General features: G+C 42.2%; 19 protein-coding genes. 17 read left to right on the top strand and 2 right to left on the bottom strand.

Annotation, left to right across the window (positions count from 1 at the left end; translation table 11 throughout):
- Position 1 precedes the first annotated feature (1 nt).
- The 7 genes from ACFGVS_RS04965 (at position 2) to ACFGVS_RS04995 (ending at position 11,219) form a co-directional block, all read left to right on the top strand.
- The gene (locus tag ACFGVS_RS04965) at positions 2 to 910 is read left to right on the top strand and encodes a PorP/SprF family type IX secretion system membrane protein (RefSeq protein ID WP_439697717.1); all 909 of its coding nucleotides are present in this window, start codon (positions 2 to 4) and stop codon (positions 908 to 910) included.
- 479 nt (positions 911 to 1,389) lie between these two features.
- On the top strand, positions 1,390 to 2,664 hold the full coding sequence (locus ACFGVS_RS04970; RefSeq protein ID WP_439697718.1) for a TolC family protein: 1,275 nt from the start codon (positions 1,390 to 1,392) through the stop codon (positions 2,662 to 2,664).
- A 22-nt stretch (positions 2,665 to 2,686) separates the two neighbouring features.
- Positions 2,687 to 3,787, top strand: coding sequence for an efflux RND transporter periplasmic adaptor subunit (locus ACFGVS_RS04975; RefSeq protein WP_439697719.1), 1,101 nt, complete (start codon positions 2,687 to 2,689; stop codon positions 3,785 to 3,787).
- Between the two features lie 133 nt (positions 3,788 to 3,920).
- Positions 3,921 to 7,061: an efflux RND transporter permease subunit gene (locus ACFGVS_RS04980; RefSeq protein WP_439697720.1), complete on the top strand. Its 3,141-nt coding sequence runs from the start codon at positions 3,921 to 3,923 to the stop codon at positions 7,059 to 7,061.
- A 127-nt stretch (positions 7,062 to 7,188) separates the two neighbouring features.
- On the top strand, positions 7,189 to 7,605 hold the full coding sequence (locus ACFGVS_RS04985; protein ID WP_439697721.1) for a hypothetical protein: 417 nt from the start codon (positions 7,189 to 7,191) through the stop codon (positions 7,603 to 7,605).
- A gap of 130 nt (positions 7,606 to 7,735) precedes the next feature.
- Positions 7,736 to 10,786, top strand: coding sequence for a GH92 family glycosyl hydrolase (locus ACFGVS_RS04990; RefSeq protein WP_439697722.1), 3,051 nt, complete (start codon positions 7,736 to 7,738; stop codon positions 10,784 to 10,786).
- 79 nt (positions 10,787 to 10,865) lie between these two features.
- Entirely contained in the window at positions 10,866 to 11,219 is a 354-nt protein-coding gene (locus ACFGVS_RS04995) for a hypothetical protein (protein ID WP_090650609.1), read from the top strand.
- A gap of 32 nt (positions 11,220 to 11,251) precedes the next feature.
- On the opposite strand, the gene ACFGVS_RS05000 is transcribed toward ACFGVS_RS04995, so the two are convergent.
- Positions 11,252 to 12,130 (bottom strand): polyphosphate kinase 2 family protein, encoded by an 879-nt coding sequence (locus ACFGVS_RS05000; RefSeq protein ID WP_090650606.1) that lies wholly within the window; start codon positions 12,128 to 12,130, stop codon positions 11,252 to 11,254.
- Positions 12,131 to 12,404: 274 nt separating this feature from the next.
- On the opposite strand from ACFGVS_RS05000, the gene ACFGVS_RS05005 reads away from it, so the two are divergent.
- The 4 genes from ACFGVS_RS05005 to msrB all read left to right on the top strand — a co-directional run bounded on the left by ACFGVS_RS05005 (position 12,405) and on the right by msrB (position 19,372).
- Complete coding sequence (locus ACFGVS_RS05005; protein ID WP_439697723.1) at positions 12,405 to 14,735, top strand: penicillin-binding protein 1A; 2,331 nt, start codon at positions 12,405 to 12,407, stop codon at positions 14,733 to 14,735.
- A gap of 110 nt (positions 14,736 to 14,845) precedes the next feature.
- The gene (locus ACFGVS_RS05010) at positions 14,846 to 18,064 is read left to right on the top strand and encodes a tolB protein precursor (protein ID WP_439697724.1); all 3,219 of its coding nucleotides are present in this window, start codon (positions 14,846 to 14,848) and stop codon (positions 18,062 to 18,064) included.
- 113 nt (positions 18,065 to 18,177) lie between these two features.
- Positions 18,178 to 18,765 (top strand): fasciclin domain-containing protein, encoded by a 588-nt coding sequence (locus ACFGVS_RS05015; RefSeq protein ID WP_274213264.1) that lies wholly within the window; start codon positions 18,178 to 18,180, stop codon positions 18,763 to 18,765.
- Positions 18,766 to 18,898: 133 nt separating this feature from the next.
- The gene (gene msrB, locus ACFGVS_RS05020; RefSeq protein WP_439697725.1) at positions 18,899 to 19,372 is read left to right on the top strand and encodes a peptide-methionine (R)-S-oxide reductase MsrB; all 474 of its coding nucleotides are present in this window, start codon (positions 18,899 to 18,901) and stop codon (positions 19,370 to 19,372) included.
- Here msrB and ACFGVS_RS05025 read toward each other — a convergent pair.
- Positions 19,362 to 19,718, bottom strand: coding sequence for a nuclease (locus ACFGVS_RS05025; protein WP_090650595.1), 357 nt, complete (start codon positions 19,716 to 19,718; stop codon positions 19,362 to 19,364). The genes msrB and ACFGVS_RS05025 overlap by 11 nt on opposite strands.
- 86 nt (positions 19,719 to 19,804) lie before the next feature.
- Here ACFGVS_RS05025 and ACFGVS_RS05030 point away from each other — a divergent pair, with 86 nt between their 5' ends.
- From ACFGVS_RS05030 to ACFGVS_RS05055, 6 genes are all read left to right on the top strand, one after another.
- A complete protein-coding gene (locus tag ACFGVS_RS05030) occupies positions 19,805 to 20,581 on the top strand; it encodes an XRE family transcriptional regulator (protein ID WP_090651060.1) in 777 nt (258 codons plus the stop codon).
- A gap of 74 nt (positions 20,582 to 20,655) precedes the next feature.
- Positions 20,656 to 21,030, top strand: coding sequence for a hypothetical protein (locus ACFGVS_RS05035; RefSeq protein ID WP_439697726.1), 375 nt, complete (start codon positions 20,656 to 20,658; stop codon positions 21,028 to 21,030).
- A 107-nt stretch (positions 21,031 to 21,137) separates the two neighbouring features.
- Positions 21,138 to 22,268 carry an aminotransferase class I/II-fold pyridoxal phosphate-dependent enzyme gene (locus ACFGVS_RS05040; RefSeq protein ID WP_439697727.1) on the top strand — a complete coding sequence of 377 codons (1,131 nt, stop codon included), beginning with the start codon at positions 21,138 to 21,140 and terminating at the stop codon, positions 22,266 to 22,268.
- Complete coding sequence (bioD, locus tag ACFGVS_RS05045; protein ID WP_439697728.1) at positions 22,258 to 22,878, top strand: dethiobiotin synthase; 621 nt, start codon at positions 22,258 to 22,260, stop codon at positions 22,876 to 22,878. Before ACFGVS_RS05040 ends, bioD begins: the two co-directional genes overlap by 11 nt.
- Before the next feature lie 61 nt (positions 22,879 to 22,939).
- Entirely contained in the window at positions 22,940 to 23,848 is a 909-nt protein-coding gene (locus tag ACFGVS_RS05050) for a 3-hydroxyacyl-CoA dehydrogenase family protein (protein WP_439697729.1), read from the top strand.
- Between the two features lie 48 nt (positions 23,849 to 23,896).
- On the top strand, positions 23,897 to 24,187 hold the full coding sequence (locus tag ACFGVS_RS05055) for a YXWGXW repeat-containing protein (RefSeq protein ID WP_090650581.1): 291 nt from the start codon (positions 23,897 to 23,899) through the stop codon (positions 24,185 to 24,187).
- Positions 24,188 to 24,278 lie beyond the last annotated feature (91 nt).

A 24,278-nucleotide genomic window follows, 5' to 3' on the forward strand; every position in this document is an offset into this window, starting at 1 on the left:
TATGAGGATAACGGGCTTTTTAAGCATTGTATTTTTTTTGACAGGATTTAGTTTACAGCTCAAAGCCCAAAACGGCCAGTTTAGTTATACTCAATATGCCGAAAACCTGACACCGCTTAATCCGGCCTATTCGTTGCTTGATAAAGCGGGCTCGGTAACGTTGCTTGCGCGCAAGCAATGGGTAGGCATAAGCGGGGCACCATCAACCTTAATTTTTAACGGTAATTTGCCCATCGAAAGCATAAACGGAGCAGCTGGCCTTAATGTAATGAACGATAATTTTGCTGTAGAGCATCAGTTTGAAATTAATGCCTATTTTGCCAAAGCTATTCAACTGGAAACAAACAGCTATTTGGGGGTATCGTTAAATGCCGGCCTGCGGAATTACAGGGCTAATTATTCTGAACTCGACTCAGGCGATCCGTCTTTCAAGGACGACGTGCGCGAAACTAAGCCTAATTTGGGTTTCGGGATTATTTATTATACAGACTGGTATTATGTTGGATTTTCGCTGCCGGAACTTACGTTAACCAGCCTTGGTACCGCTTCCGTACAAAACATCAATAACTTCAGGAATCATTACTATTTTTCGGCAGGGTGTATAACCAACCTGTCTGATGAATTTAGCTTTAAGCCGGCTGCTTTGGTATCATATGCAAAAGGAGTTCCGATGGTAGGCGATATATCGGGGACGTTTTATATCAAAAACCAGCTTGGTATTGGTGTAAATTATCGTACCCATAATCAGGCTGCAGGTATCATATTGATAAACATAGAATCTGTCCGTTTAGGGTACAGTTATCAATTCGGAACATCTTCGGCAAACCTGGGTGGTTTCAACAATGCAACCCATGAAGTTTCTTTGAGTTTTCGTTTCGGCAAAGGCGCATCGGTTTCTAAAGTATTATAAACTGGGTGTGTTTTTACGCGGCATCTTTCCATATTGTAGTGTATTTTTTGGCAAATGAATTTTGCTTTAAAAATTTGCATTTTCTTTTAAACTTTCGGTGTATTAATTAATAATTAGTATAGCTTTTTTGTGTAAAATCTCCTTTTTTTTAACACCTTTTTGGCGAATTAGGGCTCCGTGCCCTGATTTTTAAAAATGGGATGTTCGCTCTCACCCGGACCCGAACACCCTCAAAATAACAACTAACTGATAATCAGCACATATAAAAACAATCCCAAGGCTATCTCCCAAACACCAGAACACTTAAAAACCTGATTTATAACAACTTAAGTGTTAGCGTTTTCCAATCAGAACGGATAACCTTGCAAAAGCGAACACCTTATGGTGATGTTCGCATATATAATTTTCACCCGACCACCCTCTTCATAGAAAATTCATAACCGTTATGAATTTTTGTCCCGTTGAATTGAAAGAGGACTATGTGTAAGATAAAAACCCTGCTATTTTTATTAATTGTATTTTTTTGCTGTAATACAAACCGGGCCACCGCCCAAACTGACACACTCAAAATTAACTTCCAGGATGCCGAAAAACAGTTTTTGGAAAACAACCTGGCCTTACTGGCACAGAAGTATAATATTGAGGCTTCAAAAGCGCTGATACAGCAAGCCAAACTCTGGGATAACCCCGTGCTAAGCACCGACCAAAACATTTGGGATGGCGGCAGCAAAAAATTCTTTTACCACGGCAATAACAGCGGCCAGGTATTTGTGCAGCTAAGCCAGGTATTTGCTACCGCCGGCAAACGCGGCAAACAGGTAAAAGTGGCCGAAGATGATGCCAAAGTTCAGGAAGCAGCCTTTGCCGACCTGATGCGCAACCTGCGCTATAACCTTCAATTGGATTTTAGTCAGCTGGCTACATTGAATGCCCAGGAAAAAGTTTATCAAAATGAGATCAGTTCGGCCCAGAACCTGGTAGCGGCTATCCAAAAATCATTTGATGCGGGTAATACTTCCATGAAAGATCTGATCCGCCTGAAAGCATTGCTTTTTGGCCTGCAGAATGATATGGTAGAAAATCACCGCCAGGTAAATGACCTGCAAACTGAATTAAAAACCCTGCTACAAACCAAGGAAACAGCCTTTGTATACCCGGTAATAAGCGACAAACCTATTGAGACGGTAACCCTCGATATCCCAGGTTTGATTGAGCAGGCCAAAACAAACAGGCCCGATTACCTATCAAATCAATACCAGCTAAGCTCGGCCACACATAACCTGGCGTATCAAAGGGCTTTGGCTGTGCCCGATGTTACCATCGGCGCTGCTTATGACCAAAACAGCAGTTATGCCCGCAATTACTATGGTCTGCAAATTGGTTTGCCCCTGCCCTTTTTTAACCGCAACCAGGGCAATATTAAATCGGCCAAATACAATATTCAAAGCCAGGAAGCAACTGTAAAACAAAATGAGCTTCAGCTTAAAAACGATGTGGTAGCGGCTGTAAATCAGTACAAATTAAACCAGCAATTATTCTCGACCCAACAACTGGAGTTTAATGAGCAATACGATAAACTGTTTAACAGCATGCTCAAAAGCTTCCAGCAACGGCAAATCAGCCTGATTGAATTTGTCGATTTTTTTGATACCTATAAAGATACCAAGCTTAAAATACTACAACAGCAATACAACCTGCAAAAAGCCATTGCCGACCTGAACTTTGCTACCGGCACTACTATAATTAAATCGTAAAACACCTTATAAAACATATATAATGATGAAAAGAGAAACGCTGTTATCCGGCATCTCCGCTTTACTATTGCTTGCCGCCTGCAAGGGCAAGCCGCAACCCGTAGCCGAAAATAAGCAGGTTTGCGTAAGCGATTCGATGGCAAAAATTATAACCATTGATACTGCTAAAACTACTGCAATAAAAAATGAACTTACCCTGTCGGGCGAGGTTTCAAATGATGAAAATAACGTGGTAAAAGTTTTTCCTTTTTCAAGCGGGCAAATACTGGATGTTAAAGTTTCCCTTGGCGATAAAGTAACCAAAGGTCAAACCCTGGCTATTATGCGCAGCGCAGATGTTGCTGGTAACTATACCGACTTAACAGCCACAAAATCAGACCTGGCCATATCAAAACGCCAGTTGGAGCAAGCCGAGTACCTTTACAAAAATGGCATTTCGAGCGAGCGTGATTACACCGAAGCCAAAGAAAACTATAACAAAGCAGAAGCAGCTAACCGTAAAATTCAGCAACAGATTGCTATTAACGGAGGGGGTAATACCAACCCAGGTGGCACGTTGGTTATCAAGGCGCCGGAAAGCGGCTATATCGTCGAAAAAAATGTTACTACCGGCAGCTTTATCCGCCAGGATAACAATGGCAGCATGTTCACGATATCAAACATGAAAGATGTATGGATTTGGGCCAACGTATTTGAATCCGACATCAGTAAGGTTAAAACCGGGTACAGCGCCAAAGTAACTACGCTGGCTTACCCGGGTAAAGTTTTCGAAGGCAAAATTGATGCTATTAGTTCGGTACTTGACCCCGATAATAAAGTGTTGAAAATTAAGGTGGTATTACCCAACACCGATATGCTGCTGAAACCCGAAATGTTTACCAATGTAGTAATTACCAATAATGATGCTGCAACATCCGTATCAATCCCTGCCAAAGCAGTGATTTTCGATAGCAGCAAAAACTTTGTGGTGGTTTACAACAGCAAATGCGATTTAAAAGTACGCGAGGTAAGCGTTATCAAAACAGTTGATGATGTCACTTACATCGCATCAGGCCTAAACGCCGGCGACAAAGTGATCTCCAAAAACGGCCTGCTTTTATACGATGCATTAGCGGGGGATTGATTTTAAGAAGTATCAAGTAGTTAGTATCAAGTATCAAGACCGGAGCCAGCCAGTTAATTGTTACCTAATACCAACCACTTGATACCACCATAAAATCTTGCTACTTGATACTAACTACTTGATACTTTAAAAGATGAATAAATTCATTAAAAATATAATTTACTTCTCACTCAGGCACCGCTACTTTGTGTTTTTTATGACACTGGTTTTGGTTGTGCTCGGTGTGTGGAGCTACATGAATACGCCCATCGAGACGTTTCCTGATGTAACTAATACCCAAATCATCATTATTGCCCAATGGCCGGGCCGTAGCGCCGAGGAAGTTGAAAAAATGATCACCATCCCGATGGAGACCGTTTTAAACTCGGTACAAAAAAAGGCCAACCTGCGTACAACCTCAGCCTTCGGCTTATCGTACGTGCGCATCATTTTTGATGATGATGTGGATGATGCTTTTGCCCGCCAACAGGTATTAAGCCGCCTGGGCAATGCCGATTTGCCCGATGGCGTAAAACCCGAGGTTGAGCCACCATACGGCCCTACCGGCGAAATTTATCGTTATACGCTTAAAAGCCGCACCAAATCAATTCACGAGCTTACCGCTATACAGGATTGGGTACTTGATCGCCAGTTTAAATCTGTGCCCGGCGTTGCCGATGTAAATAGCTTTGGCGGCGAGGAAAAAACTTACGAAGTTGCTGTTAACCCTGCCCTGTTGCAAAAGTACGGGCTTACGTCGCTGGATGTTTATACTGCCATAAACCGTAGTAACATCAATGTGGGTGGCGATGTGATTGAAAAAAATGACCAGGCTTATGTAGTACGCGGTATTGGGGTTATCAATAATATTGATGAAATCCAGAATATCATCATTAAAAATGTAAACAACGTACCTATATTGGCAAAAGATATTGCCGATGTAAAAGAGGCCGGCCTACCCCGTTTAGGCCAGGTGAGCCGAGATAAGCAAAAAGATGTGCTTGAAGGTATTATTGTAATGCGCAAAGGCGAGAATCCCGCCGAGGTTCTGAATCGTATCCGTGACAAAGTAAAAGACCTGAATGAAAACATCCTGCCCAAGGACGTAAAGATTGATACCTTTTACGACCGCACAAACCTGATGGATTTTTGTACCGAAACAGTTATCCATAACCTGTGCGAGGGCATTATCCTGGTAACCGTTATTGTGTTCCTGTTTATGGCCGACTGGCGTACAACCCTTACTGTTGCTATTATCATCCCGCTATCCCTGTTGTTTGCCTTTGTATGTATGCGCATAAAAGGAATGAGCGCCAACCTGCTATCAATGGGTGCTGTAGATTTTGGTATAATTATAGACGGGGCGGTTGTAATGGTTGAGGGGATTTTTGTTGCCCTTGATCATAAGGCTAAAGAAGTAGGCATGCAAAAGTTTAACGGCCTTGCCAAGCTGGGTTTGTTTAAAAATGTAGGTGCCGAAATGGGTAAAGCCATCTTCTTCTCCAAGTTGATCATCATCACCTGTTTAATCCCGATTTTTGCATTCCAGAAGGTTGAGGGTAAAATGTTCTCGCCTTTGGCCTATACCTTGGGTTTCGCATTACTTGGAGCATTAATATTCACACTAACCCTGGTACCTGCTCTGTCCAGCATCCTGTTACAAAAAAACGTAAAGGAAAAACATAATCCGGTTGTTCTCTTTTTCGAGAATGGCATACGCCGAATGTTCAACTTTACCTATAAAAATCAAAAACTGAGTTTGATAGTTGCGGTTGCCTTTATGGCTGTCACCTTCTTTTCGGCAAAGTTCTTAGGATCGGAATTTTTGCCCGATCTGAACGAGGGCGCATTATGGGTTGAGGCTGAATTACCAATGAGCGTTTCGCTAAATGAAGCCGAAAGCATCAATCAAAAAATGATGCAGATATTAGATAAGTTCCCCGAAGTGAAGCAAACGCTTGCGCAGGTTGGCCGAACCAATGACGGTACCGACCCAAAAGGCTTTTTTGACGTTCAAATCCAGGTCGATCTTAAAAACAAAAAAGAATGGCCCAGCGGTATTACCGAGGATGAACTTATTGCCCAGATGGATAAACAACTGAGCAAAATCCCTGGTGCCGTGTTCAACTATTCGCAGCCTATTCGCGATAACGTAGAAGAAGCAGTTGCTGGCGTTAATGCCGCGTTAGCTGTAAAAATATTTGGCCCCGATTTTCAAACACTTGATAAAAAAGCCGACAGTGTACTGCGAATTTTAAAAACAGTACAGGGCGTTGAAGACCTTGGCGTGCTTCGCAATTTGGGTCAACCAGAGTTCAGGATTGAACTCGACCAACGCAAAATGGCACTTTATGGCGTATCTACCGCAGATGCTAACTCGGTTATCGAAATGGCTATAGGAGGTAAAGCAGCAACTGAGTTATATGAGGGCGAGCGCAGGTTTGATATCAGGATCAGGTATCAGCAACAATACCGCAACACCCAGGATAAAATAGAAAACCTGATGGTGCCTACCCTTAACGGCTCCAAAATTTCAATAAAAGAAATTGCCACCATCAAAACTATTACCGGGCCAGCCTTTATTTACAGGGATAATAATACCCGTTACATTGCCGTAAAATTCTCGGTACGCGGCCGCGATTTGGGCAGTACCATTGCCGAAGCACAAGGCAAAGTACACTCGAAAGTAACATTTGAGCATGGCTATACTGACGTTTGGGCAGGTGAGTTTGAAAACCAGATACGTGCATCAAATACATTGGCTCATGTAGTACCTATTTGCTTGTTGGTGATATTCCTCATCTTGTTTATCACATTTGGTAATGCCAAAGATGCCACATTGGTTATTATGAACGTGCCATTCGCCTTAATTGGCGGGATACTGGCGTTGCATATAACAGGCACAAACTTTAGTATATCCGCGGGTATAGGTTTTATCGCCTTATTTGGTGTGTGTATTCAAAATGGTGTAATCCTGGTATCTGTATTTAAAAAGAACCTGGAAGAGCGTATGCCGCTTGATAAAGCAATTTTAGATGGTGTTATCAGCCGCGTAAGGCCTGTAGTAATGACTGCGTTGATGGCAGCCATAGGGTTAATGCCCGCGGCTGTATCAACGGGTATAGGTTCCGAAACGCAGAAACCCCTGGCTATAGTTGTTATTGGTGGCCTGGTAACCTCAACCATATTAACACTATTGATATTGCCTATCATATATGCTATTGTTCACCGGCTGATTCACCGCCGCGAAAACCGTAAGCTTTTGAAAAAGATAGGCGTTGTACGCAACGCATAATACCCCTTGCTAAACTAAACGCCCGGCTAATAAACCGGGCTTTTTTTCGTTTATATGGATTTTTGCCATTGTAAGTGTCGGATAAATACCTACTTTCGGAGAATTTTATCACACTGCATATTTTTTTATGAAAGCACTTTTAAGCTTCATCTTTATTGCTGTACTGGCAAGTTCCTGCTCCACTTATTACATGACCCCGGCCAGTTTAGTAAGCCAACTTGACAAGGTTAACCCGGAAAAGATAACCGAAGCCTATGATTTTAGACTTGGCCTTGCAGGTGTGTTGCTAAAAAACGGTAAAAACTTTTACAACGGAATTGATTCTATTGAAGTAACTAATAAGGATGGCAAATCATTTAAAATGCAGGTTACAAATCATACAAGCCTTAAGCTAACAGATAATGCAGGGAATTATACCATCGTATTTTTCGACTCGATGTTTAAAAAAGACAGTATGATTTTTGCCAGTAAATCCCATTTTTTTAATTTGCCCGTTCAACGTAGTATCAATAGCCTCAAAAAAATTGAGACTCAAATAAATTAATTTCTAATTGATACAAGATTTGTCGGCCCTTCTAGGTATCTATATCAGCTATGTATTATATTTATTGCCATCGTACATTGTAATATTTAAGTTTTATTTTGCGTGATATAATAAAACTGTATTTAATTGTATGTCCGTTATCAGATTTACACATCGCCATTTATTTGTAATCACTTTATCGTTAGTCTTCGTTGTACCAGCATCGGCACAAAAAAGAAAAGATAAAGATTACGCCCAACTGGTTAACTCTTTTATTGGTACCGGGGGGCATGGGCACACTTATCCCGGCGCGGTAATGCCTTTTGGCATGGTGCAGCTAAGCCCTGACACAAGACTGGAAGGCTGGGATGGCTGCTCGGGCTATCATTATACTGATACGGTTGTCTATGGCTTCTCGCACACCCATTTAAGCGGCACAGGCATTCCCGATTATTGCGATGTGCTGTTTATGCCTACCACCGGCGAGCCGCAGTTTAAAAACACCGAATATCGCTCTGGTTTTAAAAAGAAAAATGAGATTGCCACGCCCGGTTATTATAAAACCTTGCTGGATAAATACAATATCGGCGTCGAATTAACAGCTACTACCCGCGTTGGCGTACACCGCTATAGCTACCCCAGTGCCGAAAAGGCCAACATCATCATAGATCTGCAACACCGCGACGAGGTGCTGGATTCGTGGATTGAAGTGGTGAACGATCACGAAATTCGCGGGTACCGCAAATCAAAATCGTGGGCCAATAACCAACAGGTTTATTTTTATGCCAAATTCTCAAAACCATTTAAAACTTATGGGATAACCAGTAACAACGAGTTACAGGATGGGAAAAACAAAGCGCAGGGCAAAAACATTAAAATGTACCTGCAGTTTAACAATCCCGGCGAGGTGATTTCGAAAGTCGGTATTTCGGCAGTAAGTACCGAAGGCGCCTTGAAAAACCTGGATGCAGAAGTACCCGATTTCGATTTTAAAAAGGTCCAGAAAGCAGCCAAAGCAACCTGGAATACCGAGTTGAATAAAATTCAGGTAGAAGGCGGCGGCCCATCCTCGTCGCAACAATCAGCGCTTAATGATGAAGGGACGGTTAACAACCCTTATAGTCCCGCCCCTGCCGGTAAAAAAACAAAACCCATTGACTATGCAGGTATAAAACAAACCATATTTTACACCGCTTTATACCACAGCATGCTGGCACCCAACATTTACAGCGACGTTGACGGCCAATACCGTGGTATGGATCAGCAAGTGCATACCGCGCAAGGCTTTAACTACTATACTGTTTTTTCGTTGTGGGACACCTACCGGGCCGAAAACCCTTTGCTTACACTGATCGACAGAAAACGGACGCTCGATTTCATCAAATCATTCCTGGCGATGTATGACCAGGGTGGGTTACTGCCTATATGGCCACTGGCCAGTACCGAAACCTATTGCATGATTGGTAATCACTCCATCCCTGTTATTGTAGATGCTTATGCAAAAGGTATTCGTGATTTTGATGCGGCAAAAGCATTTACCGCTATGAAAGCCGCGGTGAACCGCAACCAGTTCGGGCTGGATGTTTACCGTAAAAACGGCGCAGTATTATCCGACCAGGAAGATGCTTCGGTATCCAAAACCCTGGAGTATGCCTATGACGATTGGTGTATAGCCCAGATGGCTAAAATGCTGAACAAACCCATCGATTACGCCGAATACATTCAATGTGCCCAGTATTGGAAAAACGTTTACAATAACCAGAATGGCTTTATGCAGGCCCGCAGCAATGGTGGCTGGCTTACACCTTTCGACCCTACCGAGATAAATGGTAATTACACGGAAGGCAACTCTTGGCAATACTCGTTCATGGTACCCCAGGATGTAGAAACCGTGATGGCAAAAATGGGTGGAAAGGAAGCTTTTGAAGCTAAACTGGATGAATTGTTTACCACAGAATCAAAGCTAAACGGTAGCGATATTCCGGATGTAGCCGGCCTTATCGGCCAATATGCACACGGAAACGAGCCAAGTCATCATATGGCTTACCTGTACAACTTTACCGCATCGCCCGAGAAAACGCAATTTTATATAGACAGGATTTTGCGTGAAGAGTATAGCAATAAACCCGATGGGCTGGCAGGAAATGAAGATTGCGGGCAAATGTCGGCCTGGTATGTCATGAGCTCGCTGGGTATTTACAATATTGCCCCCGGGCAGCAGGCTTTCCAGGTTGGGGTGCCACAGTTTGATAAAGCTGTTATTAATTTAGAAAACGGCAAGCAATTTACCATCCTCAACTCCGGGGCAAGCATAGGCAAAGGCAATATTTATTTGCAAGGCATGAGCCTGGCCAAGAAAACCTATAACAAGCTATACCTTAATTTTGACGATATAGCCAACGGCGGCGAGTTTGAAGTATTTGCCGGCAAACTGGCCAACAAACTGTTTGTACAGGATTTGGAACGCCCAACTTCAAAAATAAACGACAGCTTGATTGTGGCTACCCCTTACATTATAGCCCCCGCCAAATCATTCAAAGAAGCTATCAGCGTACAAATAAAAAGCACCGACCCGGATGCCGGGATTTACTACACATTAGATGGATCAACCCCTACCGTACACTCAACACTTTACAGTAAGCCAATTGCCATTACCGGGAATACAACAGTTAAGGCGATAGCTATCATGAACGGTAAAAGCAGCTTTGTTGACGAAGCTAACTTTATTAAACTACGAACAGACATCAAACTAACGCTCGTCAATAAATACCTGCCCAACTATGCAGATAAAGGCGACGAATCGCTTATCAACGGCATCCATGGCACAACAAACTGGCATGTGGGCAACTGGCAGGGCTACCAGGGCAAAGATTTGGAAGCCATTATTGATATAGGTGCCATAAAACCTGTAAAACAAGTCAGTATTGGCACATTACAAGATAGCAATGCGTGGATAGTGTTCCCTAAATATATTCAATATTGGGTATCTGACGATGGCAGGAATTATAAGTTGGCAGCCACCGTGAATACCAAGGTAGATATTAAGGATACAAATTCGCAAACCCAGGAGTTTACTGCGCCGCTAAATTTAAACACCCGCTATATTAAAATAATAGCCAAACAATATGGCGCACTGCCTAACTGGCATGAAAGTAAAGGCAACCAATCGTACATTTTTGCGGATGAAATAACCGTGGAATAATTTGTGATTAAACTATCCTTTTGATCAAAATATGGTTAGCTTTAATAATTAATTATCACTCAAAATTACCTTCTTTACTATGAGCAACTATTCGTCAAGCGATGATGGCAAATTAGCCGGCATCATCAGTTATTTTACCATTATAGGGTGGCTTATTGCTTATTTTGCCCTGTATCAAAAAAACAAAACCTATCAGGCAAGCTATCAAATGAGGCAAACGCTGCTATTCCACATCGTGTCTATGATCGTATCGTATGCCGCCGGTGCTATACTTTTTTCGGTAGGTTTTTCGTTTGGTGCAGCAATACTTTGGGTAGTGCGGGTTGCGCTTTTTGTAATCTGGGTGATTGGCCTGCTTGGCGCACTCCAGGGTGAAAGAAAACCAATGCCGCTAATTGGCGAACCTGCACAAAATATATTTTCTGGCATTTAACCAAGTTTGATTAAGCAATTGGAGAGGGTGATTTATTCCTTTTCCAATTGCTTTTTGGATTCATCCAATTTATCCTTCTCTTCTTTTTCAAGCACCGGGTATTTTAGCTTCAATCCTTTTAGAGTATCAAGAATGACAGTAGAAATGGCAATCCGTGTAAACCATTTTTTATCAGCAGGTATTACATACCAGGGACAATCACCGGTAGCAGTTTCTTTTATTGCCTTTTCATAAGCATCCATATAGTCCCCCCATTTTTCCCGCTCTTGAATATCGGCAGCCGAAAATTTCCAGTTTTTTTTGGGGTTATCAATCCGTTTTAAAAAACGCAGCTTTTGCTCCTGCTTAGATACATTCAGGTAAAATTTGATAATAACTGTACCGTTATTCGTAAGGTGCTTTTCAAATGCCCGGATACTTTCGTAACGTTTATCCCAAAACTTCCCATCAACATCTTTTACATCGTTAATCCCAGGCAAATGCTCTTTTAGCAACAAATCGGGATGTACCTTGGTTACCAATACATTTTCATAATGCGACCTATTGTGGATACCTATGCGCCCCCTTTCGGGTAACGACCGGTAATGCCGCCACAGAAAGTCGTGTTCATAATCTTCGGGACTGGGTTGTTTAAAACTATAAACCTGGCAGCCCTGCGGGTTTAAGCCCGATAATGTATGTTCAATAGCGCTATCTTTCCCGGCGGCATCCATCGCCTGGAAAATGATGAGCAGGGCATATTTATTGGCCGCGTAAAGTTCTGTCTGCAAGTCAAATGTTTCATCTATCAGGTCTTTTAATGTCTTTCGGGCCTCGATTTTTTTAAATCCGTCAGAATACGCCGGATCGAAGTCTCCCAGCTTAAATCCCTTACCATTTTCGACTTTAAACTTTTTGACGATATTACTCATGATAAAAATTTTGTTTTACACGTTGTTAACATGAAATTTAGGTATTAAAATTGCGTTGATAATAAAAGTTTATTTTTAGCTAATGTACTACGCCACTATTCAAACCTAAATATAAGTTACCGTTTAAGGCAACATCAAATTATATTATGGAAATTTTAGGCCTTTATTAAATAAAATGGTAGTCGGCTGGTATATATTTAGCTTTATATAAACTACACATATTAATATTTGTTTCGGGCTATGATTTAGCGCCATAATTTTACATCTTTACCCAATGTTCAGAGAAATACGAAACCGGTTTCTGCGATTCCTTGTTATCTTCATATACTTCGTTATCATCTTTTTTTGCTCCATCGAGCTCAACTTCCTTTGGCTTTTTGGTTATTCACCTGACATGCAGGATATTAAGACCCCTGTGCTTTCTGTGGGCTCGGAGGTTTTTACTGCCGATGGTAAACTGATAGGCCAATACTATAAAGAAAACCGCTCGCCCGTTGATTTAAAGCATATTTCACCCAACCTTATAAACGCGCTTATTTCAACCGAAGACGTGCGTTTTTACAGTCATGGTGGTGTCGATTTTTATTCGTTTTTTACCAGTATGGTTTCAACGGCTAAAGGCGAGCGGCGGGGCGGCAGTACCATTACACAACAGCTTGCCAAAAACCTTTTTGAAACACGTAAGCGCAAATCCCAGGGCTTTATCCGCAAAGTGCCTCTTATAAATACCGTTGTATATAAGTTTAAAGAGTGGCTTACTGCGTTTAAAATTGAACACGTATATAGCAAGCAAAAAATTCTTGAATTATATTTTAATACGGTCCCTTTTGGCAACAATACTTTTGGCATAAAAACAGCCACATTAAAATATTTTAACAAACAACCTGACCAGGTTAGTCCCGGTGAAGCTGCTTTGCTTATAGGTATGCTGAAAGCCACATCCAGCTATAATCCTATCCGCAATCCCGAACGTGCTACCGAACGCAGAAATACGGTTTTAGGCCAGATGCTTAAAAATGGTTCCATTACTAAAGACCAATACACAAGCAGTTCACAATCGCCCATAAAACTCGATTTAAGCTATGTAGAAGAGGATTCGCATGGCGACTCCTACCTTCGCCGCGCGGTTGAAAAATGGCTGGATAAATGGTGTAAGGATAATGGGTATGATTTATATGAGGATGGATTGAAAATTTATACAACCATAGACTCGCGGATGCAGCAATATGCCGAAGAGGCTGTTGCCGAAAAAATGAAAATGCTGCAAAAACGTTTTTACAACCTATGGGGCAATAAAAATCCGTGGCGCGATTCGAAGGGTGTAGAAATTAAAGATTTCATTTTAAAAAACGAGCAAAAACTTCCTATATACAAATTGCTGGATAAAAAATTTGGCGGTGACACCGTAAAAATAAGCGAGTACTTTAAAACTAAAAAACGGATGACCGTTTTTACCTGGCACGGTGAGCAGGATACCACATTTTCGACTATCGACTCTATTAAATACTACGCCAAACTGTTAAATACCGGCATGATGACGCTTGAACCATCTACCGGTAAAATAAAGGTTTGGATTGGCGGCATCGACCATCGTTTTTTCAATTACGATCACGTAAACCAATCAAGAAGGCAGGCAGGTTCTACCTTTAAGCCATTTGCCTATTTAACGGCGCTTGATAACGGCTACACGCCCTGCGATAAATTCACCGATCAGCCAGTAACCATAAAATATAAAGACAACGGCAAAGACGAAGTATGGCAGCCCAATAATGCCGATTTTCATTTTTCGTACCAGGAAATGTCGCTAAGGTGGGCTATGGGCAAATCTGTAAACTCCATTACCGCGCAGCTTACCGAAAAAGTTGGCTGGGATAAAATTGTACAGTACGCGCACAAATGCGGTATCGAAAGCCCATTAAAATCGGTTCCTTCGGTATCATTAGGATCTAATGACGTTTCGGTTTATGAAATGGTAAGGGCGTACAGCACATTCCTCAATAAAGGCCAAAAAATAGATCCATTACTGGTAACTAAAATAACAGACCAGCAGGGTAATGTAATTGACGAATTTGAGTTGAAACAAGAAAAAGTATTGAGCGAAGAAACCGCCTGGCTAATGCTCTATATGTTCCGAGGAGGTATGGAAGAACCGGGTGGCACCTCACAGGCCTTATGGGAATACCCTGGCCTTTGGAAAAAGGATAACCAGATTGGCGGCAAAACCGGCACATCATCTGATTATGTTGACGGATGGTACATGGGTATAACAAAGGACTTGGTTACCGGCGTATGGGTTGGTGCTGACGACAGAAGCGTACACTTTACATCGTCCGAAACCGGCGAAGGATCACACACGGCGCTGCCCATTTTTGGCCGCTTTATGGAGAAGGTTTATGCCGATCCAAAACTGGGCTATACTTACGGGCCTTTCCCTAAGCCCTGGAGCAAGATCACCAAAAACTACAATTGTCCGTCGCCGCATATTGCCGCTGATACTACGGAGGTAGATAGTACAAGCAACCCTATTGATACCACCAACGTTATACCAACGCCAGCTAACAGTACGCCGGAGAACCCCGAAACAACGCCCGCCAATCAAAAATAGGGCATTTTAAGGGGATTAAAAGTTCATAGACAAGTTTTAAATATCAATCGGCAGGCCCTACAGCCCGCCGATTATTCATTAAATTAGCCGTATTCTATTTAGTTTGAATTATGAATAAAACCTACTCATTGTTAAACAACGCTAAAAAGTTCAGCTTTATATTGGTATGCCTTATCTGCTCGCTGCTCATCAGCAACAGCGCCAGGGCGCAATATTTCGGTCAAAATAAAGTACGGTACAAAAACCTCAAGTTTAAAGTTTATAAAACCCCGCATTTCGAAATCTACTATTACATCAAAAACGATAGCATGATTAAACGCTTTGCCCAGGAAAGCGAATTGTGGTACACCCTGCACCAACAGGTTTTTAAGGATACATTTAAAACAGCCAATCCAATTATTTTATATGCCAATCACCCCGATTTTCAGCAAACCACCGCAATTGACGGCGAAATTGGTGTAGGTACAGGCGGTATTACCGAAGGTTTAAAAAACCGTGTGGTAATGCCTGTGATGGAAACAAACCAAATGACGCGCCACGTAATAGGGCACGAATTGGTGCACGCTTTTCAATACCATGCCCTGCTAGGTGGCAATCAGAACGAGAATTTCGAGAACATCAATAACATTCCACTGTGGATGATAGAAGGTATGGCCGAGTATCTTTCGTTGGGTAAAAAAGATGCCTACACCGCGATGTGGATGCGCGATGCTTATTTGAACCACGACATCCCTACGGTTCGCGATCTGACGGAGAGTAACAAGTATTTCCCGTACCGCTACGGAGAAGCCTTTTGGTCGTTTTTAGGGTCAACTTACGGCGATACGGTGATTGTGCCCTTCTTCAAAAATACTGCCCGCTATGGCCTTGCCTATGGCATCAGGCGCACTTTTGGGTACGACGACAAAACACTATCCCGGCTGTGGAAAAATTCGATAGAGAGCACTTACAAGCCATTTTTAAAGGATACCGTACAAAAGCCTGTTGGTTTAAAACTGGTAGATAAAGACAACGGCGGCGACCTTGTGGTAGCCCCGGCGGTAAGCCCCGATGGTAAATACCTGGCATTTTTATCTGCTAAAAGTTTGTTCAGTATAGACCTTTACCTGGCCGATGCCCGAACGGGTAAAATTTTACGGAAACTCACAAGCAAGGTATCCAACACGCATATAGATGAGTTTAACTTCATCGAATCGGCCGGCGCATGGTCGCCGGATAGTAAGCGGTTCGCATTCAGTGTGTTCAGCAAGGGACGTAACCGCATGGAAGTAGTTGATATCAACAACGGACGCGTTCTTGATGATGTATCGATGGAGCAGGCAGAGCAATTTAGCAACCTCTCCTGGTCGCCCGATGGTAAGGACATTGTTTTTACCGGGCTTGTTGAGGGCCAAAGCGATTTGTATTCCTATAATTTCGACACAAAAAAAGTTACTCAGCTTACCAACGATAAATACACCGATTACCAGCCAACCTATTCAAGGGATGGTAAAAAGGTTCTGTTTTCAAGCGACCGCTCCACTTACGATCAATCATTAGAGCAGGCTATCACCTTTAACCTGGCCGAACTTGACCTGGCCACCGGCAAAGTGACCGATATAAAAATATTTAACGGGGCCAACAATTTAAATCCGCAATACTCAGCCGATGGTTCGCAAATCTACTTCCTGTCCAACAGGGATGGTTTCCGCAACATGTACCGCTACACCATCAGCACGGGCCAGGTTGAACAAATGACCGATCTGTTTACCGGCATCTGTGGTATTACCGAATTTTCGCCTGCGTTAAGTATCTCTGCTAATGATGATGTGGTATATTCCTATTACCGGGCGCAAAAATACGCCTTGTACAACGCCAAAGCATCGGCGTTTAAGTCCATTGCATTACAACCGCAGGCAGTAGATTTTAGCGCTGCTATGCTGCCCCCTCCTCGTGCAGTTGGCGTCGATCTGATCAATTCGAACCTGAACAACTTCCTGGCTTACCGGAAAATCCCGGCAGATTCTGTAAAAGAAATCCCCTATCGCCCTAAATTTAAGCTTGATTACCTGGCAGGCAGCGGTGTTGGCATTGGGGTAAGCAGCTTTTACGGCACCAGTCTGTCAAGTGGTATCCAGGGTGTGTTCAGCGATATATTGGGCCGCAACCAAATATTCGCTGCAGCATCCGTCAACGGGCAAATTTACGACTCCGGCGCTGCCGTAACATACGTAAACCAAACCGGCAGGTGGAATTTGGGTACAGGAATATCACATATTCCCTACCTTTTTGGTTTACAAACGGAAACCTTCCCAACACAAAATGTAGGCGGCAAAAATGTAAAAGTATTATCGCAGAATACGGATATCATCCGCAATTTTGAAGATGCCGCCAGGGTATTTACCTCTTATCCTATCAATAAAACAAACCGTTTTGAAGTAAGCGCCGGTGCCTCTTATAACTCTTATCGTGTTGACCGGTATAGCGATACCTATAAAATTGATACATTAACCGACGCCAATAACAATACCACGTTAAACTACACCTATCTCAACTCGGATAAAAAGAAAATTGCCAATGCTGAAGAAAGCGCCCTGCTTAATTATAATTTAAAATCATATGCGCTTTTCCAACTGTCGACAGCCCTGGTTGGCGACAACTCCTTTTTTGGGGTGACCGCTCCTTTGAATGGTTTTAGGTACCGATTAGAAGCCGGTTACAATTTTGGCACCTACAAATTCTTCTCTCCAACTATTGATCTTCGTAAATACGTACGTGTTGAGCCGGTTACATTTGCAGCCCGCTTTTATGGCTACGGCCGCTTTGGCGATTCAAACGGCATTTATCCCCTATTTATAGGTTATCCCTTTTACATCAGGGGCTATGAAGGGCAAACCTTTTACAATAACAACAGCAAGGCGTCAAACGGCTTTAATATCGACCAGCTATCAGGCAGTAGGATGGCGATATTTAACTTTGAAACCCGCCTGCCATTTACCGGGCCCGAAAAATTGGCCCAAATCAAATCTAAATTCCTGTTTACCGATCTGAACCTGTTTTTTGATGCAGGCCTGGCCTGGAATGCCGGCGAACATATCTATTTCCAGAAAAACCCTCCGGTTTTAAGCCGCACGGCTGTTGTGGATGAAAATGGTGTGCCACAAGTTGACAGCAACGGAAACCCTGTGTTTAATACAACATATGGCCGTGTACCCGCTTTAAGCGCCGGCATTTCATTAAGGGTAAACGTTTTTGGTGCCTTTGTATTGGAGCCATACCTGGCCATTCCTTTTAACCGCACAGATGTAAAGAAACCTGTGTTTGGATTGGGCTTTACACCAGGTTGGTAATACCCGTCTCCTTTTTTAATATATTTAAGCGGCCGTGCGCCGCTTTTTTTATTTAAAACTTAAATTAGCAAAAACAGTTAACTGTTTGATTGTTATACCTGTAACCAACCACTATGAAAAATTTGATAATGCTTGCTGCCTTACTTTTATTAGGTACTATGTTATTTGCGCAAACAAAGGCTGTAAATCCTAAAGCAATTGGCCCGCTAAAAGTTGCAGCGGGCGATAGCATGCGATCCGCTAACGACATTGTTAAAAACTTAGCTATATCCAAAGACCTATCGGTGTTTTACAATTTTATTAAAACCGCAAACCTTGCATTAACTTTCCAAAGCCGTGGACCTATTACCATATTTGTTCCTGTGAATGGTGCCTTTCAGAATTTACCTGCAGGAAGGCTCGATTCGTTAATGAAACCATCGCATATTTGGGAACTTACCAGTATTTTGAGTTACCACGCTATAGCCGGTTGGTTTAAAGCAAAAGATATTGAAAAACAGATTAATAAGAGTAAAGGTGCAGCTACATTTACTACCCTGGCGGGCTATAAACTGAAAGCAAAGATTGATGCAAACCGTAATATTGTTTTGATTGATGAAAATGGAGGAGAATGCATTATTAGCCGTTTTGATATTGAGCAAAATAACGGCATGTTACATGTGGTAAACAAGGTACTGCTACCTAAGGCAAAAGTTATATAAATTGTACTATGAAATGACAAACCACCTAAACTGCAATTTCGTATTTTAACTATAATTAGTTGTAAGGATAAATCCGATTTTACGACTAACAGGGCAAAATCATAGTTCAAAAAAAAACGAAATGAATAAAGTAATGAAAAAATCAATTTTTGCTATAGCTATAATAAGTATCATAACAGCTTTTGGCTGCCAAAACAGCAACGGCCAGGCAAAACATAAATTAAGCAAACCGGCGGCAGAATGGAAGAAAATACTTACACCCAACCAGTATTACATTATGGTTGAAAGCGGAACCGAACCTCCTTTTAAAAACGAATACTGGAACAACCACGAAAAGGGTGTTTATGTAAGCGCTGCCACAGGCGAAGTATTATTCAGTTCTGAAGATAAATTTGATAGCGGTACAGGGTGGCCAAGCTTTGTAAAAGCTGTCGACTCCAAAAAAGTTGCTATTGTTACTGATAACAGCTACGGCATGAGCCGCGACGAAGTTATTGAAAAAAGCACTGGGCTACACCTTGGTCACGTTTTTGACGACGGCCCTGCCGACCGCGGCGGCAAACGTTTTTGCATGAATTCGGGTGCTTTAAAATTTATTAAAAAGTAATAGCACGCCTGTTGGCGTTTACCGACGGGCGCAATTGCGGCCTGGTACGTATCCCGCTTTCATATTTTAAGCCAATGGTCAGATCTACCCAATCAGGGTTAACCGGTCTGATCATTTTTTCTTTTTGGGGCCTTGTATAGGTGCTTACTGTTTTAAAGCGTTCCATCGCCTGCTCTTCGGTATTAATCTCTTCAAAATACACTAAACGGTTAAGCTGCTGTGCGCTATCAAAAAATAAGGTTGGCATATCGCTGTAAAACTGCAGCGTTTTTACCAGGTCTGAACATAAGCCTACATGAAGGTTTTTCCTGTTTCTGTCGGTGATGATATATACAAAACGTTTCATTTTTTGATAAAAATTTTGGTGAATGAATAAATATTACTAACTTTATGAGCATAAAATTACTAATAAATTTAGCAAATGCAAATTTTATGTCAATAATTTCACAAAATATTAAGTTCCTTCGCAAAAAGAAGGGAATTACCCAACAGCAGTTCGCTGATGAAGTAGGTATAAAACGCTCATTGGTAGGTGCTTATGAAGAAGAGCGTGCCGAGCCGAAATATGAATTACTAAAACAATTAGCAATCTATTTTGACATTAGCATTGATGATTTTATTAATGAAACCATTAACGAAAAGTGGGCGCCAAAACCAAAAGGTAACCCCGCAAACCTGCGCGTGCTAAGTATTTCTGTTGATAAAGAGGATAACGAAAACATTGAAATGGTGCCCCTTAAGGCCAGCGCCGGTTATTTAAATGGGTACGCCGATCCGGAATATGTAGCCAAGCTGCCTAAGTTTTATTTGCCTATGTTTAAACAGGGCACCTACCGTGCTTTTGAAATAAAAGGCGATTCGATGCTGCCGATAGTATCAGGAGATATCATCATTGCTGAGTACCTTGAAAACTGGGCAGATGTAAAACCTGGCGAAACTTACGTGGTAATATCAAAAGACGATGGCGTTGTATATAAAAGGATAGGTAACAAATTCAAAGACAATAAAAAGCTAAAGCTGATATCTGATAATCCGGTATATGAGCCGTATGAAATAAACGGCGAAGACGTGCTGGAAATATGGAAGGCAAAAGGCTATATATCAACACAGTTACCACAGCCAACACCCGAGCCAACTATGGAAAGCCTTACCAATATGATGGCCCAGATGCAGCGTTCGATATCCAACTTACAGCAAAGCAACAATTAAGTTACATCGGCTTTCTTAAACCTTTACGTTATATCTTTATCTTAAGATTAAAACGTAAATAAATTAAAAGAGCTATGAAAAAATTTCTGTTGATGTGCTGTTTCCTGATGGGGATTGCAGCAGTAAGCCATGCACAAGGTGGCGGTATGAGAAAGAGCCCCGAAGACAGGGCTAAAGATTTGCAGACACAGTTAAAATTAACTGATGATCAAACCGCTAAAGTTACAGCCATTTATAAAGAACAGGCTACAAAAATGGACAGCGTAAGAACTGCCGCCAATGGCGACAGGGATGCAATGCGCAGCGCCATGATGCCGATGAGAAAAGCAACTAACGATAAAGTGAAAGCTATTTTAACTCCGGAACAAGCAACTACTTTTGACAAGTTGCAAAAGGACATGATGGATAGGATGAGACAAGGTGGCGGCGGAGGAGGCTCCCAAAACTAATTCAATATAATACGACAAAAGAAGCGGCGATGAGCCGCTTTTTTTATTTTTGCACGGTAGAGCAAAAAGCTCAGCATTAGAAATACTCTATTAAAACATCCCATAAATTGACATCAGCCAGCGAACACCTGAAAAAAAAACTCGACGAGCGAAAGGAAATTGCCATATACCGCAGCCTGAAACAAGAAAACAGCCTTGTCGATTTTTGTTCAAACGATTACCTGGGTTTCGCCCGGTCGCCGGTATTAAAAGAACGTATTAAAGCCGAATTGGATAACAATCCATTGAGTCTAAACGGATCAACCGGCTCAAGGCTGCTTTCGGGAAACTCACAGTATGCCGAAGACCTGGAATTGGAAATTGCCGGGTTTCATGGATTTGAAGCCGGTTTACTATTTAATTCAGGTTATGACGCCAACCTCGGCCTGCTCTCGTCCCTGGCACAACGTGGCGACACCATTATTCTTGATGAATTAATACATGCCTCTGCCATTGATGGTGTGCGGTTAAGCTATGCCAACAGGTACAGCTTCAAACACAACGATATCGAAAGCCTGGAGGCTAAATTAAAGGCATCTAAGGGCAATTGCTATGTGGTGGTTGAGAGTATATATTCCATGGACGGCGATTCGGCTCCGCTAAAGGATATGGCTGATATAACAGAAAAGTACGGTGCGCATTTAATTGTTGATGAAGCACATGCAGTTGGCTTGTATAAAAAAGGCTTAACAAACCAACTTGGCCTCCAAAATCGGATATTCGCCACGGTTGTAACTTTCGGTAAAGCACTTGGCAATCACGGGGCGATTGTGCTGGGTAGCAAGGTGCTTAAGGAATACCTCATCAACTTTGCCCGGCCATTTATTTATAGCACGGCCCCCTCCTTTCATCACTTAGCTTCGATAAAAATGGCTTATCAGCTATTAAATAATGTTGAAAAGGAAATTATCGACCTAAAAAACAACATTGCATATTTTAAAAACCATACCAACATCAATAGTGATTATCCTTTGTTGCAAAGCGATAGCGCTATCCAATGTATTATTTTAAAAAACAATGACAAAGCCCGCCTGATAGCAAATACCTTACAGTCAGCAGGTTTAGATGTACGACCCATTTTAAGCCCAACGGTAGCCGCCGGGACAGAACGTATAAGAATATGCCTGCATAGTTTTAATACCTTAAATGAATTAGCTTTGCTGTGTAATACAGTAAACAATTTTATTAATGCCCGCTAAACAACCTATTTTTATTACCGGCATTGGCACCGGTATTGGCAAAACCATAGTTTCGGCAATTGTGACCGAAAAATTAAAGGCAGATTATTGGAAACCTATCCAATCCGGCGATTTGGATAATAGTGATACTCAAAAAGTACAAGGCCTGGTTTCCAATCCCGGCACAAAATTTCATCCCGAAGCGTATCGCTTAACACAGCCATTTTCTCCCCATAAATCAGCCGCAATTGATAAGGTTACTATCGAAATGGAAAATATTGTGTTACCTAAAACAGATAACCAGCTGGTGATTGAAGGCGCAGGTGGCCTGATGGTGCCGTTGAATGACAATTTTTTGATGATCGACCTGATTAAACAGCTTAACTCAAAAGTGATCCTGGTATCACAGCATTACCTGGGGAGCATTAACCATACCCTGTTATCCATACACGCGCTTAAAAAATACAACATCGAGGTTATGGGTATAATATTTAATGGCGCCAAGGATATTTATTCAAAAAGCTACATTCTAAATTATTCCAATCTACCGGAATTGGGCACCATACCCACTTTTGAGAATCTAACCAGGAAGGCAATTACAGATGCCGGCACTCTTATTAGCTTACAATAGGCTGATCGAGTTTTGCAAAACCAATAATTTGAATCAATTTAGTAATTGTATAAACTGATAAATGATGAAAAACATAACCGTTATTGGATCCGGAACTATGGGTAATGGCATAGCCCACACCTTTGCCCAATATGGGTTTGAGGTAGCGCTGGTTGACATCAATGCCGATGCCCTGGCAAAAGCTGTACAAACGATTACCAATAATCTTGACAGGCAGCTAAAAAAAGGCAGTATAGATGAGATTGGTAAAACAAATACCCTAAGCCGGATCAAAACGTATACCGATTTGAAAGAAGGCGCTGCAACCGCCGACCTGGTTATTGAAGCCGCTACCGAAAACCGGGAGATTAAACTCAAGTTATTTAAACAATTAAGCGAAATCTGTTCGGACGACGTTATTCTCGCCTCAAATACATCATCTATATCAATAACCGAAATTGCAGCTGCTACCAAGAATCCGGGCAATGTAATTGGTATGCACTTTATGAACCCGGTACCGGTAATGAAATTGGTAGAGGTAATCAGGGGTTATTCCACATCAGATTCGGTTACACAAACCATTATGCAACTGGCCCAAACGCTGGATAAAGCCGCTGTTGAAGTAAACGATTACCCCGGTTTTGTTGCCAACCGCATTTTAATGCCAATGATTAACGAAGCCATTTATACGCTATACGAAGGCGTGGCCGGAGTGCAGGAAATTGATACCGTTATGAAATTGGGCATGGCCCACCCCATGGGCCCGCTACAGTTGGCCGACTTCATTGGTCTGGATGTTTGCCTGGCTATATTAAAAGTGTTGTACGATGGCTTCGGCAATCAAAAATATGCACCTTGCCCCCTGCTGGTAAACATGGTTACAGCTGGCCACCGCGGCATAAAAACCGGGAGTGGATTTTATAAATATATTGCAGGCAGCAAAGATTTGGTAGTAGCAAGTAAGTTCACCAAATCCTCATTAAACCAATAATCCCTGAAACTGTCAAACATCTGTAAGTAACTACTAAACATTTTACAGATGAAAACAATTGCGAAAACCGGATTAGTATTAGCCTTATCAGCATCACTATTTACATCTTGCGCAGCCGACTATTACGTAGCCGAACGACCGGCCGAACCCGTATATGTACGACCGGCTGCACCCTATCCGGGCGCCTATTGGGTACCTGGCGAATGGGCCTGGCGTGGCGGCAGCTATGTTTATGTAAACGGATACTATGCAAGGCCGCGTGCCAATCGTGTTTATGTACAAGGCTACTGGCACCCTGTTCGCCATGGCTATGCATGGCATAGGGGCCATTGGAGGTAAGCGAAGCCCCCTAACCCCCTAAAGGGGGAACAATAGCTTAAAAGCAAAACGCATAGCCATTTGGCTGACTATGCGTTTTGCTTTTAAACTC

This window comes from Mucilaginibacter sediminis, assembly GCF_051903035.1.
GTDB lineage: Bacteria > Bacteroidota > Bacteroidia > Sphingobacteriales > Sphingobacteriaceae > Mucilaginibacter.

Bases quoted from the DNA above. Each gene is read 5' to 3' on its own strand.
- ACFGVS_RS04965 (WP_439697717.1), top strand. From the start codon at position 2: ATGAGGATAACGGGCTTTTTAAGCATTGTATTTTTTTTGACAGGATTT.
- ACFGVS_RS04970 (WP_439697718.1), top strand. From the start codon at position 1,390: ATGTGTAAGATAAAAACCCTGCTATTTTTATTAATTGTATTTTTTTGC.
- ACFGVS_RS04975 (WP_439697719.1), top strand. From the start codon at position 2,687: ATGATGAAAAGAGAAACGCTGTTATCCGGCATCTCCGCTTTACTATTG.
- ACFGVS_RS04980 (WP_439697720.1), top strand. From the start codon at position 3,921: ATGAATAAATTCATTAAAAATATAATTTACTTCTCACTCAGGCACCGC.
- ACFGVS_RS04985 (WP_439697721.1), top strand. From the start codon at position 7,189: ATGAAAGCACTTTTAAGCTTCATCTTTATTGCTGTACTGGCAAGTTCC.
- ACFGVS_RS04990 (WP_439697722.1), top strand. From the start codon at position 7,736: ATGTCCGTTATCAGATTTACACATCGCCATTTATTTGTAATCACTTTA.
- ACFGVS_RS04995 (WP_090650609.1), top strand. From the start codon at position 10,866: ATGAGCAACTATTCGTCAAGCGATGATGGCAAATTAGCCGGCATCATC.
- ACFGVS_RS05000 (WP_090650606.1), bottom strand. From the start codon at position 12,130: ATGAGTAATATCGTCAAAAAGTTTAAAGTCGAAAATGGTAAGGGATTT.
- ACFGVS_RS05005 (WP_439697723.1), top strand. From the start codon at position 12,405: ATGTTCAGAGAAATACGAAACCGGTTTCTGCGATTCCTTGTTATCTTC.
- ACFGVS_RS05010 (WP_439697724.1), top strand. From the start codon at position 14,846: ATGAATAAAACCTACTCATTGTTAAACAACGCTAAAAAGTTCAGCTTT.
- ACFGVS_RS05015 (WP_274213264.1), top strand. From the start codon at position 18,178: ATGAAAAATTTGATAATGCTTGCTGCCTTACTTTTATTAGGTACTATG.
- msrB (WP_439697725.1), top strand. From the start codon at position 18,899: ATGAAAAAATCAATTTTTGCTATAGCTATAATAAGTATCATAACAGCT.
- ACFGVS_RS05025 (WP_090650595.1), bottom strand. From the start codon at position 19,718: ATGAAACGTTTTGTATATATCATCACCGACAGAAACAGGAAAAACCTT.
- ACFGVS_RS05030 (WP_090651060.1), top strand. From the start codon at position 19,805: ATGTCAATAATTTCACAAAATATTAAGTTCCTTCGCAAAAAGAAGGGA.
- ACFGVS_RS05035 (WP_439697726.1), top strand. From the start codon at position 20,656: ATGAAAAAATTTCTGTTGATGTGCTGTTTCCTGATGGGGATTGCAGCA.
- bioD (WP_439697728.1), top strand. From the start codon at position 22,258: ATGCCCGCTAAACAACCTATTTTTATTACCGGCATTGGCACCGGTATT.
- ACFGVS_RS05050 (WP_439697729.1), top strand. From the start codon at position 22,940: ATGATGAAAAACATAACCGTTATTGGATCCGGAACTATGGGTAATGGC.
- ACFGVS_RS05055 (WP_090650581.1), top strand. From the start codon at position 23,897: ATGAAAACAATTGCGAAAACCGGATTAGTATTAGCCTTATCAGCATCA.